Annotated in this window: 10 protein-coding genes and 1 pseudogene; 3 read left to right on the top strand and 8 right to left on the bottom strand. The window is 64.0% G+C overall.

What is annotated here, in order from left to right; all coding sequences use genetic code 11:
• Positions 1-482: 482 nt before the first annotated feature.
• Complete coding sequence (locus NKJ01_RS35240; RefSeq protein ID WP_352602158.1) at positions 483-764, bottom strand: hypothetical protein; 282 nt, start codon at positions 762-764, stop codon at positions 483-485.
• 327 nt (positions 765-1091) lie between these two features.
• Here NKJ01_RS35240 and NKJ01_RS35245 point away from each other — a divergent pair, with 327 nt between their 5' ends.
• The gene (locus NKJ01_RS35245) at positions 1092-1985 is read left to right on the top strand and encodes a hypothetical protein (protein WP_352735126.1); all 894 of its coding nucleotides are present in this window, start codon (positions 1092-1094) and stop codon (positions 1983-1985) included.
• Between the two features lie 32 nt (positions 1986-2017).
• Here the strand turns inward: NKJ01_RS35245 and NKJ01_RS35250 are convergent, their stop codons facing one another.
• Together NKJ01_RS35250 and NKJ01_RS35255 are read right to left on the bottom strand one after the other, a co-directional pair.
• On the bottom strand, positions 2018-2920 hold the full coding sequence (locus NKJ01_RS35250) for an NmrA family NAD(P)-binding protein (protein ID WP_352735128.1): 903 nt from the start codon (positions 2918-2920) through the stop codon (positions 2018-2020).
• Positions 2917-3099: a DUF1127 domain-containing protein gene (locus NKJ01_RS35255; RefSeq protein ID WP_352735130.1), complete on the bottom strand. Its 183-nt coding sequence runs from the start codon at positions 3097-3099 to the stop codon at positions 2917-2919. Before NKJ01_RS35255 ends, NKJ01_RS35250 begins: the two co-directional genes overlap by 4 nt.
• A 215-nt stretch (positions 3100-3314) precedes the next feature.
• Between NKJ01_RS35255 and gcvA the strand changes: the two genes are divergently transcribed.
• Positions 3315-4226 carry a transcriptional regulator GcvA gene (gene gcvA / locus NKJ01_RS35260; protein ID WP_352735132.1) on the top strand — a complete coding sequence of 304 codons (912 nt, stop codon included), beginning with the start codon at positions 3315-3317 and terminating at the stop codon, positions 4224-4226.
• Between the two features lie 284 nt (positions 4227-4510).
• Here gcvA and NKJ01_RS35265 read toward each other — a convergent pair whose 3' ends face one another.
• Positions 4511-4723: a tautomerase family protein gene (locus tag NKJ01_RS35265; RefSeq protein WP_352735134.1), complete on the bottom strand. Its 213-nt coding sequence runs from the start codon at positions 4721-4723 to the stop codon at positions 4511-4513.
• Between the two features lie 69 nt (positions 4724-4792).
• Positions 4793-5533, bottom strand: coding sequence for an SDR family oxidoreductase (locus NKJ01_RS35270; RefSeq protein WP_023760112.1), 741 nt, complete (start codon positions 5531-5533; stop codon positions 4793-4795).
• 103 nt (positions 5534-5636) lie between these two features.
• On the opposite strand from NKJ01_RS35270, the gene NKJ01_RS35275 reads away from it, so the two are divergent.
• Positions 5637-6533, top strand: coding sequence for a LysR family transcriptional regulator (locus NKJ01_RS35275; RefSeq protein WP_352735136.1), 897 nt, complete (start codon positions 5637-5639; stop codon positions 6531-6533).
• A gap of 37 nt (positions 6534-6570) precedes the next feature.
• On the opposite strand, the gene NKJ01_RS35280 is transcribed toward NKJ01_RS35275, so the two are convergent.
• From NKJ01_RS35280 to NKJ01_RS35290, 3 genes and pseudogenes are all read right to left on the bottom strand, one after another.
• The gene (locus NKJ01_RS35280) at positions 6571-7866 is read right to left on the bottom strand and encodes an HlyD family type I secretion periplasmic adaptor subunit (RefSeq protein WP_050589545.1); all 1296 of its coding nucleotides are present in this window, start codon (positions 7864-7866) and stop codon (positions 6571-6573) included.
• 11 nt (positions 7867-7877) lie between these two features.
• Positions 7878-9682 (bottom strand): annotated as a pseudogene (locus NKJ01_RS35285) (type I secretion system permease/ATPase).
• Between the two features lie 216 nt (positions 9683-9898).
• Positions 9899-11463: hypothetical protein (locus tag NKJ01_RS35290; RefSeq protein WP_352735139.1), on the bottom strand; the 1565-nt coding region annotated here is incomplete at its 5' end.

The raw sequence follows: 11463 nt of genomic DNA on the forward strand, positions 1-11463 counted from the left end.
GAGAGAAGACGGACAAACCCCGTTTTACGGGGCATGCACATGCGGCATTTCGATTCACTCAAAACTTTCCCCGGACAGCCCTGCGCAAGGAGGGAGATTGGCGGATTGGGCGCCGGCTCTCCCTTACAACCTTGGCGATCGGCAAAAGCCTTCGCGACATCCGATCTCCCTCCTTGCGGGGGAGATGCCCGGCAGGGCAGAGGGGGGTGTTCAAGCGCCAACCTACCCATCCCAACTTTCGCCGCATCGACCACCGCCACAATTTCGGGCAAGCTCACAGGCAACAGCGCCGCATGGGGAGATGCGGCGCCTCGGGAGGAGGACTGCCATGAGCCAAACAACTCCGGCGCTGCAGGGGCACGGGTGGCTCTGGATCGGTCGAGCACCAGAATCTTGACGGCTCGGGCACGGCAGTCTCTTGTTCCAGCATATTCGGCCGACAAGGGAGGTGCCACCATCCTGATCGGTCGTCAGCCATCCCTTCAATGCGCCACGCCATCTGAAGCGTGGAGCAGCCTCCAGGTCAAACCAACGCGACCATGGAACTGTGAAACAAAATGTTCGGCGGCCATAGTCTCGAGGCCGTCATCGACAAGCGCCTCGATGCTTCGCCGCATCAAGACAAGCTGCATCTGCCTGGCGTGTTCCAGGTCTGCCTCTCGCATGATTGCCGTGACGTGGTAGGCGACGACGGGCTGGCCGAGGCAAGATAGCAGCGCGTTGGCCTCGGCTGTCACCGCCATCACTGCGTCTTCGATCTTCATTCTGGCGCTCCTCATCAAAAATGATGCTGACGCCTCCCCACAAGGCGACGGTGGTCCGTCGCTTCTTTTTTGAGTACCCCGCGCGGCCGAAAGCGGCACGCCACGCTGATAGTTGCAGTCTTTCCAGGTCCCTCGAGCAGCCTCGTTCCGCCCAAAAACAGTATCCGCCAAATTTGATTCAAAGGCGACCGGATAGTTAATCGATGGTTAATGGGCCGATTGCATCCCCGATGGACCAGGATGTTTGGCTTCGACGGTCGCTGCCGCGCAATTGCCGCAAAGCTGCTCGATGGCTCCCGACTTGTCGATCGCCATAGGGGGTATGTTATGCGGCTGGTCTGGACCATCATCTTTGCGCTCGCGACCGGCACGGTTCTCGCGGCCTCGCCGGAGGACGACTATATCGCTGCGCGCGACAAGGCGATTTCCGCCATCGCGGCGATGGCAAGCGCGAACGAACCCGTGGAAACGCTCGATGCCGCCGGAACGAAGGCGTTGGCCGATCTCGAAGGGCGTCTGTCAGCCATCCTCGGCCCCTTGGCGGTTGCCGATTTCCCGGCAAACGGCACGATCAATCTCGGAAGCCTGAGCGATGCCGATATCGGATTCGGCATGCTCGACGGTTTGCGATATGCCAAAAGCGATGACGGCCCGAGCCTCGTGGCAACGACGCGGGGGCTGCTCGAGCGCTGGCTCCAGTCCAGGGCGGCCGAACTGGACGAAAGCTTCAGATTGCCCGCCAGCATCGATGCGGCGCTGAAGCTCGATGCTTTCTACACCCAGGCGATCAACAGCGACGCTGCGTTCACGGGGACGCTCGACTTGTCCCTGAAGAAGCCAGAAGGCGCCGACATCGCCTTTGCACGGCTCGGCGGCTGGGCGCAGGACATAGGACCGAACCCCGACCAGCAGGCCATTGTCACTATCGTCAAGGGCAACAGCGTCATGATCGCCTCGGCGCCCGCGGCAGCGCCTATACCGAAGATCGCGGCCTGCGAGGCCGTGTGGACCTCGGCGGACGCCGCCGCCCAGAAATTCCAGGAGGCTTACCAGGCCTCGGACCTCAAGGACGAGACGGCGTATGATGCCGCCAATGTCGCCTGGGAAAAAGGGGACGCCGACTATCGCGCCTGCATGGGCGAGCACCTGCCGAGCGAGCCGTTCTTCCCCGCACTTCTCGCCCAGGCACAGGAGCTTGCCGATCACATGGCCGGCAAGTAGGCCACTTCCCGGCGCGTCGGCGCCGAACCTCCTCAGCCCTGCCGCTGTTGGCCCTTTGCGGCCGCCATCGCCACATACGCGCTCTCGATCGTCTCGAAAGTCAGCTCCGGATAGAGCGCCCCGGCTTCCGGCGTGGCCGTTTCAAGCGCTGTCTCGCCGCGTATCCAGAACGCCCGCAGCAAGCCGAGGCCAGGAGCTACCGCGATCATCGCCTCCACTTCGTCGGCGCTCTGGGGCACGATGCGCGGCGAGCGGCCGCTCACCCGGCGCCACAGATCGATCATTTCGTTCTGGGTGATCTTGTTCTGGGCGATCCGGATTTCGCTGCGGATGGCACCGGGGTCGTTCAACGCGCGCAAGGTGACGGCGGCGATGTCCTTCTCGCTGACGAATGTCGCCGGCACATTGCCGTTGCCGTAAAGCGTCAGCTCTTCGGGAGGCAAAGGCGACGAGCCGAAGCGCATCAAGTCGCCCAGCGTTGCCACCCAGGTCGAAAAGAAGCCGTTGGTGTAGATCACCGTATAGGGCAGATCGGCCTCCTTGATCGCCGAGAAGACGTCCCGCTTGAGGTCGAGTGGCGGGATCGAACCCGGGGCGACGGCGGCAAAGTCGAGGCCGAAGCCGGCGGAAGGCACATAGCGGGAGACGCCGGCTTCCCGGAGCGCGCGCACCAGCGTCATCTCGCTGGCCGAACTGACATGCACCGAGGAGATGACGCGATCCACCTTGCCGGCGGCACGGACAAGGCTGCCGTGGTCGTCAAGATCGCCGACATGGACCGTGGCACCCAATGCCTTGAACGGGCGCATCCGCTCTTCATTGCCGGCTGTTGCCGGACGAACCAGAACGTGCAGGCGATCGCCATTGCGCGCACTGGCCTTCGCCATCTCGCCGCCAAGAAGCCCGGTCGCGCCGATGATCAGGGTGCTGGTCATATCGCCCTCCCATTGCGCAGGATGGAACCGTCCCAGTCGCGCTCGAAACCGATGTCACGCAGGCGATGGTCCGAGTGGCGCGCAACGCGGCGCAGCATGCGGCGGCGCTCGATTGCGACCGAGGTTCTGAGAGCGAGGCCGCTCATCGCGGCGCCGATGGAGTTGAAGGTCGGGTTCATTGTCGTCTCCTGTGTTTGCCTGGGCGCAAGGATGCCGACGCCGTCCGCTGGGGACGAGCATGACGAGCGCTCACATTGTTTCTGGTCGTTCAGCGCAGCGGCGAGATGGAAAATCCGATCTGGATGCGCTGCTACGTCGATAGATTGGACATTTCCGGGCTGGACGACAAACGACTCTTTGTGCAGGATTTGTGAGAAATGCTCACAGGTGGATCATGCCGCGCAGACTGCCGCCCCTTACCGCTTTGCCAGCCTTCGAGGCCGCCGCGAGGCATCTGAGTTTCTCGAAGGCGGCGGGTGAGCTCAACGTCACCCATGGCGCGGTCAGCCGCGCTATCCGCAACATCGAGGACAGGCTGGGTATCCAGCTTTTCGATCGCGGGACGAGGTCCGTGCGCCTGACCCCTGTCGGTGCGGCCTACGCGTCGGAAGTCAGGAAGGCGCTGGACCAGATCGCCGCCGCCACCATCGCCGCCACGCCCGACCGTACCGCGGGCATCCTGAATGTCAGCACATCGGACGGTTTTGCCGGTCGTTGGCTGGTGCCGAGGCTGCACCGCTTCCACCGCGCCAATGCCGACATCGACGTGCGGCTCTCGACCTCGGGCGTGCTTGCCGATTTCGTCAGCGACGGCATCGACATCGCCATCCGCTATGGCAAGGGCGGCTATACCGGAGTGACCGAAGAATTCCTCGCTGATGAAGAGGTCTTCCCGGTCTGCAGTCCCGAACTGCTGCAAGGCGAACATCCGCTGTGCCTGCCGGCGGATCTCATGCACCATAAATTGATCCATGACGCCTTTCGCATCGACTGGGCTGCATGGCTGAAACATGCCGGCATCGAGGGGATCGACCCCAAACGTGGCGTGCGCTTCGATTCCGCAACCTTCGCCGTCGAGGCCGCGGTGCAGGGCGAAGGCGTCCTGCTCGGCCGAAGCGCCCTGGTCTCGGCCGATCTGGCGGCCGGGCGGCTGGTCCGGCCTTTCGACCTGGCGCTGAAATCCGCCTCACGCTATTATGTCGTCTACCCTGACGGTGCGCTGCGCCAGAAGAAGATCAGGGCCTTCCGCGACTGGCTGTTCGCCGAAGTGGCGACCGACTGGATTGGGATGACCAAGAGCGATTGAGGCAGAAGGCTTGCGCCTGCGAGACCCAAGCAGCGCCGCGCCGACCCCACCCCGCTGCTTCGCAGCGACCCTCCCCACAAGGGGGAGGGTGAGGAAGCGCGTATACGCCAGTGGGTCAGCGCCTTACGACGATGCGGAAAAGCTGGGCTCCCCACCTCCCCTTGTGGGTCCCTTGTGGGGAGGTCGGAGCCGAAGGTCCGGGTGGGGGTGCTGGCGCAGATCTTGAAGAACCTGGGTTCCTCGTCCCTGTTTTGCGAGAATTGAAGCCGTCGTTTGCCCCCGCGCTACTCCTTGGCGCGATATGTGTCCGGCACGGTGAACACTTCGTCGGCCCGGCCATAGCCGCCGTCGGCGACCTCCTCCACCAGCACCATCGTGTAGGGGCGAACGCCCTCGCCGAAAAAGTCGACGAACATCTGGGTGGTTCGATGGATGAGGTCTTCCTTCTGCGCCTTGGAAAGGGCCGCTTGCGGCATCTTGAAGTTGGCGAATGGCATGATCGTTTTCCTTGGTCTTTCGAGGGTGGATTCAAGCTGTGGATAGAGCCAAGCCGGCTGATTGCCGCCTCAGACCACGCCGCCATTGGCGCGGATGATTTGCCCGTTGACCCAGCCGCTGTCCGGCCCGGCCAGGAACGAGACCAGCCCGGCAATGTCGTCGGGTTGGCCAAGCCGGCCGAGCGGGATCATCTTGCCGATGGCCTCTATCTGCGCCTTGCTCTTGCCGTCCGTGAACAGGGCGGTTTCGATCGGTCCGGGCGCCACCGCGTTGACCGTGACACGACGCGCGCCAAGTTCCTTGGCCAGGATGTGGGTCATTGCCTCGACGCCCGCCTTGGTGGCGGCGTAGACGCCGTAGCCCGGCTGGTAGAGGCCGACGACGCTGCTTGAGAAATTGACGATGCGGCCGCCGTCGCGAAGCCGGCGCGCGCCTTCCCGCATGCCGCGAAACACGCCGCCGAGATTGATCGCGATCTGCGTGTCGAACGAAGCATCGTCGGTCTGCGCGATCGGCGACGTCTTCATGATGCCGGCATTGTTGACGAGGATGTCGATGCCGCCGAACGCCTTCTCGCCGGCGTCGAACAGCGCCGCGATGCCGTTCGGATCGGCGATATCGGCCTGTACGGCAATCGCCTTGCCGTCGCCAGCCTTGATGGTGCGGACAAGCTCTTCAGCCTCCGCGCGGCCCCGTGAATAGTTGATGACGACGGCGATGCCGTCGCGGGCGAGCCGCTGTGCGATCGCGGCACCGATGCCCTTGGAGCCGCCCGTCACGATCGCCGTTCTGGGTTGATCAGATGCCATGGAAGTGTCTCCGCGTTGTTGGTGACACAGACATAGGCCACGCCAACTTCCGGATAATCACCCGCCTATTGACATCACTATTCGGAAACTGCGAACAAAAGCCATGGATCGGCTGGACACGATGCGGCTCTTCATTCGCGTTCTGGAGCGGCGCAGCTTCACCGCTGCCGCGGCCGATCTCGGCCTGCCGCGTTCAACCGCGACGGAAGCGATCAGGCGGCTGGAAGAGCATCTCGGCGCACGCCTGCTGGAGCGAACGACGCGGCAGGTGAACGCCACGCAGGATGGCGAGGCCTACTATCGGCGCTGCCTGTCGATCCTGGCCGAGATCGAGGATGCCGAGGCCGCCTTCCGCAATGCCGAGCCCTTCGGGCTGCTGCGCATCGACGCCAGCACACTGCTCACCCGCACATTCCTGTTGCCGCGCCTGCCGGAGTTCCTTGCCCGCTATGTCAGGATCGACCTGCAGATCGGCCAGAGCGACCGGCTGGTCGATCTCGTGCGCGAGGGGGTGGATTGCGTGATCCGCGTCGGCGAGCCGCCAGACAGCGGCATGATCATGCGGCGCCTGGCTGTCATACGCGAGATCACCTGCGCCAGCCCCGCCTATCTCGAACGCCACGGCACACCCGCCTCCCCCGACGCGCTCGACGGTCACCAGGCGGTGGGCTTCATCTCGTCGCGCACCGGAGAGACCCTTCCGTTCGAATTCACCGTCGGCGGCAAGACCCTTGAGGTTCGGATGCCGGGCCGCGTCGCCGCCAATAATTCCGACACCGCCGCCGATCTGGCGCGGCTTGGGTTCGGCCTCATCCAGGCGCCGCGCTATCGCTTCGAGAAGGATCTCGCCGACGGAATGCTCGTCGAGGTGCTGGCCGACTACCCGCCTTCGCCGACGCCGCTGTCGGCGCTTTACCCACAGAAGAACAGGCAACTCTCGCCACGCCTTCGCGTCTTCCTCGACTGGGCCTCGCGCATCTTCGCCGAAGCGGATCTGTAGGGGTAAGATCAAAGGGTTGGCGTTGCCGAGCGTCCGCTCATTCCCTGAAGGCGCGGCTGATCTGGTCCTGCAGCGGCTTGACGAGGTAGGAGATCACGGTCCGGTCCGCAGTCTTGATGAAGGATTCGACCGGCATGCCGGGGACGAGCTTGACCTCGCCGAGCCGCGCGACTTCGGAGCTCGTGGTCGCGATGCGAACGGTGTAGTAGCTGATGCCGCTGCGCTGGTCGGTGGTCGTATCCGGCGAGGTCCGTTCGACCGTGCCGTTGATTTGCGGCGTGGTGCGCTGGTTGAAGGCCGAGAAGCGCAGCGCCGCCGGCTGGCCGACCCAGAGCTGGTCGATGTCGCTCGGCGCTATCTTGGCTTCGACAGTCAAGCTGTCGCTGTCGGGCACGATCTGCATGATCGTCTGCCCAGGGGTAATGACGCCGCCGATCGTATGGGCGATGGACTGCTGCACGACGCCGTCCTGCGGCGCGCGGATGTCGATGCGCCTGAGCTGGTCCTCGGCGGCGATCTTGCGCTCCGTCAGTTCGCCGACCTTGCCGTCAATCTCGCGCAAATCCTTGTTGACGTCGGTGCTGAGCTCGAGATCGATCTGGATGATCTGCAGATTGATCTCGGCGATCTTGCCCTGGGCTTGCGCCAGGGCGGCCGTCAATTGGCCGCGCTCGCCGTCGAGCCGTGCCGACTCGCGCTCCATGGCGGTCAGGCGATCGATCGAAATCAGCCGCTTTTTCCACAGCGCGCGTATGCTGGCCAGTTCCTCCTCGACGAGCGCGATTTCTTGCGATTTGGCATCCGCCTGGGCGGTGTCCCCACCAATCTCCTTCTGCAATTGGAGGACCCGCTCCTGCAGCTGGCTCTTCTGGCCGGAACGGGCCGCCCGCCGCGTCTCGAAGACCTGTTCCTCGCCGGCAATGATCTCGGCGATTACCGGATCATTGCCGCGATTGAGAAGATCCTGCGGAAAGGCGATAGTGTCGGCGCCCTTGCGTTCGGCTTCGAGGCGCGCCTCGCGCGCCGACAACTGATCAAGCGCCTTGGTGACAACGGCGAGATTGGCCGCCGGCATGGTGGGATCGAGGCGCACAAGCAGCGCGCCGCGCTTGACGCGGTCGCCGTCATGCGCGGCGATCTCGCCAACGATGCCGCCTGTCGAATGCTGCACGTCCTTGACGTGGGAATCGACGACGAGGACCCCCGACGCGATGACCGCTCCCGAAATCCGCGTCAGCGAAGCCCAACCGCCGACGCCGCCGACCAGCAGCGCGACCGCGATGAGGCCAAAACGCATGTAGCGCCGAATGGAGTGCTGGGAGGGGCTGAGCATCGTTCCTCCCCTCACTCGCCTGCCGCCGCCGCGCCAAGCGGCGGCGCCGGCTCTTCAGTGGCGAGCCTGAGCCTCGGCATGGCGGCCACCGCGGGTTGCGGCCGTGGAAACAGCTTGGCCAAAACCTCGTGCTTGAGGCCGAACGCCTGGACGCGGCCCTGATTCATGGCAAGGATGAAATCCACCGTCCCGAGCGCGCTTGGCCGATGCGCCACGAGCGCGACGATGCCGCCGCGTTGACGCACCGAAACGATCGCCTGGAACAGCGCCTGTTCGCCTTCGGCGTCGAGGTTGGAATTGGGTCGTCGAGCACCACCAGGAACGGATCGCGATAGAGCGCGCGGGCCAGCGCGATGCGCTGGCGCTGGCCGGCCGAAACGGCCTCGCCGAGTTCGCCGATCTGTGTCTCGTAGCCGTCGCGGAAGCCGACGATGAGATCATGCGCGCCGGCCGTCTTGGCGGCGGCAATGACCAATGCGGGATCGGCGTCGGGCTCGAAACGGGCGATGTTTTCGGCGACCGTGCCGGCAAACAGCTCGACGTCCTGCGGCAGATAACCGACAAAGCGGCCGCGATCCTCCGGCGACCACTGGTCGAGATCGGCGCCGTCGAGCCGGACCCTGCCGGCGGCGGGCAGCCAGGCACCGACGAGCGCCCTGACCAGCGTCGACTTGCCCGAACCGCTCTGGCCGATGATGCCGACGGCATGTCCCGCTTCAAGCGCAAAGCTGGCGTCCTGCACCAGGAGCCGCTGGGTGCCGGGGGCCGCGATGCTGACACCCTGCATGAAAATGTGGCGGCTCGGCGCCGGCATCGCCATCGGCTCGGCGTCGGCGGGTACCACGGTGAGAACCTTGGTCAGCCGCTGCCAGCCTTGCCGGGCTGTCAGGAAACCCTTCCAGTTGGCTATAACCAGATCGACGGGGGCCAGCGCTCGGCCACTGAGAATCGACGCGGTGATGATGATGCCTGCGGTCGCCTGCTGCTCGATCACCAGCCAGGCGCCGACGCCGAGCATGGCCGATTGCAGCAGCATGCGCAGCACCTTGGATACGGCGCCGAAGCCGCCGGCGATATCGCTGACGCTGCGCTGCTCGGCGAGATAGTCGCGGTTGGCCTCTTCCCATCGCTTGGCCATCCTGCCGCCCATGCCAAGAGCCGCGATGACTTCGGCGTTGCGGTTGCCGGTCGTGGTCAGGCCGTTGCGGACGATGCCGGCCTGGGTGCCGGAGGTGACCGGCTTGCGCGTCAGCCGCTCGGCATAGACGGTCAACAGCACCAGCACGATCGCCCCGACCAGGGCGGTCAGCCCGAGAAGCACATGGAACATGAAGATGATGGCCAGATAGAGCGGCAGCCACGGCAGGTCGAACAGCGCGGTCGGGCCGGTGCCCGACAGGAAGGCGCGCACGCTGTCGAGGTCGCGCACCGGCTGCATGCTGTCGCCGTTGCGCCCGACCTTGAGCGGCAGCTTGAGGACGCTGGAATAGACACGGGCGCCGAGCGCTTCGTCGAGAGCCCCGCCTATGCGCACCAGGATGCGGCCGCGGATGAAATCGAGCACGCCCTGGCCGGCATAAAGGATGGCGACGAGCACGCTGAGGCCGATGAGCGTCGGCACGCTGCGGCTCGGCAGCACGCGATCGTAGACCTCGAGCATGTAGAGCGAGCCGGCGAGCATCAGCACATTGAGCACGCCGCTAAACAGGGCGACCGACGCGAAGGCTGAACGGCACGCGGCCAATGCGGCCGCGAGCTCGGAGGGTCGCGCGCCTTGCCGCTTTGCCCTCCCCGACTGTGGCTTGCCGTCGGACATTCGAGCCGGGTGCGGATCGTCAGCGGTCCCGCGCCGAGGAGAGCTCCATACATGGAGCAAAAGCAGCACGCCGAGCGTTCCCCCAAGAACCGCCCAGCGTGTGCTGGTTTCCGGCTGTGTCAGCTCCACCCCGCCAAATACGAGCACAAACACGCCGGTGCCGAGGATGAGCCTGAGAAATCTGATCAGCAGTGTCATGCCGAGCGCTTCCTGGCGTCAGCCGCCATCATTGGCGTAGATGTGCAATATCGCCCCTTCGAACGTCATGCCGGTGTTGTTGTAGAAATCGAGTTCCTGGTGGATGAGGTTCCCAGCAAGTTCGGATCCGTTGGTGATGGATTCAGCATCCAGCCCGACGTTCCAGGCCGCGCTGCTCGCCTTCACCGCGCTTCCGCTGCCCCAATCCTCGAAGTGAGAGGAAGAGTTCCCGCCATTCGTCACCTGCAGCCAGTCGATCGCCTGGTCGAGATATTTTTGAGGGCTGTTGGGATCGTTAGAAGCGTCGCCGATAGGATTCCCGGCAAGGAAGTTGAGCCAGGTGGCCACCGCGTCGCGGGCAAGAACAAAGCGCGTATCTTGCAAATCCTTGGAGGATGCATCGATCACCTTGAGGGCGTCGGCATAGGAGATGAAGAAAGTGTCTTCCCCGGCACCAGTCAGTCCGTTCTTGTCGTAATCACCGATCAGAAGGCCTGACTTGTCGGAGCCATTCTTGTTTCCATCATTGTTGGAATCGACCTGATACCGAAGTTCGTGGTCGGCAAAGTTCGGACCGGTTTTGCCGACGCCGTCAATCCCGTCCCAGAACGACTTGCCGAGATTGCTCCAAAACCCTGGCGTGCGCACCCCGGGGCCGGCGAACGACGATACGGTTGCGGTATCCTGGGCTGTGACCTCGTTCAGACTGTCATCGTCATGAGCGGCGACTTCGACGGTGTTGGTCCTAAAATCCGCATTTGGAAGCAGGTTGAAGGCGCTGGTCGCGGTGAAGAGCCAGGTCTCGCCGGTGTCGACTAGATAGTCGCCATTAGTATCGCCGGATACATAGTGGGTGCCGTGCGAGCTGTTGGCCACGAAGCCATTGAGCAGATCGATGTCGTCGCCGGTATTCGCCGTGCCGTTGTCATCGACGAGCGAGGTCAGCGTCAACGGATCGAGAGCACCGGCCGGGCTCGTGTTGGTGATTGCGTAATGATAAGTGGCGTTCTGCGCCCCTGACTGAACGGTCTCGGAAGAATTGAAGATGCCATCATGATTGGCATCGACGGTCTTATCTATGGCGATCGACGGCGCGACATCTTTCACCGTCACGATCGCGGTGTCGGTGGCGGTCACGTCGGTGAGGCTGTCGTCGTCATGGCCATGCACCACGACCGTATTGACGATGCTGCCGGCATTGTGCGCGCCGATGCTGACCGTCGCGTTGAATGTCCAGGTCTCGTTGCCGTCGACAAGATAGTCGTTGTCGGTGTCGCCTGACACATAATGGGTGCCGTGATAGCTGTTGGCCACGAAGCCGTTGAGCAGGTCGATGTCGTCGCCCGGACTTCCCGGCGTGGCGTTGTCGTCGACCAGCGACGTCAGCGTCAGCGGGTCGGCCGCACCGGCCGGGCTCGTGTTCGTCACCGCATAGGTGTAAGTGACCTGCGTGGCCACACCCTCGTTGATCGAGATCGGATCGGCCGTCTTTTCGATAGCGATCGACGGCGCGACATCTTTCACCGTCACGATCGCGGTGTCGGTGGCGGTCACGTCGGTGAGGCTGTCGTCGTCATGGCCAT

The sequence above is a fragment of the Mesorhizobium sp. M0276 genome, assembly GCF_040321755.1.
In the GTDB taxonomy this organism is placed as follows: Bacteria; Pseudomonadota; Alphaproteobacteria; order Rhizobiales; family Rhizobiaceae; genus Mesorhizobium.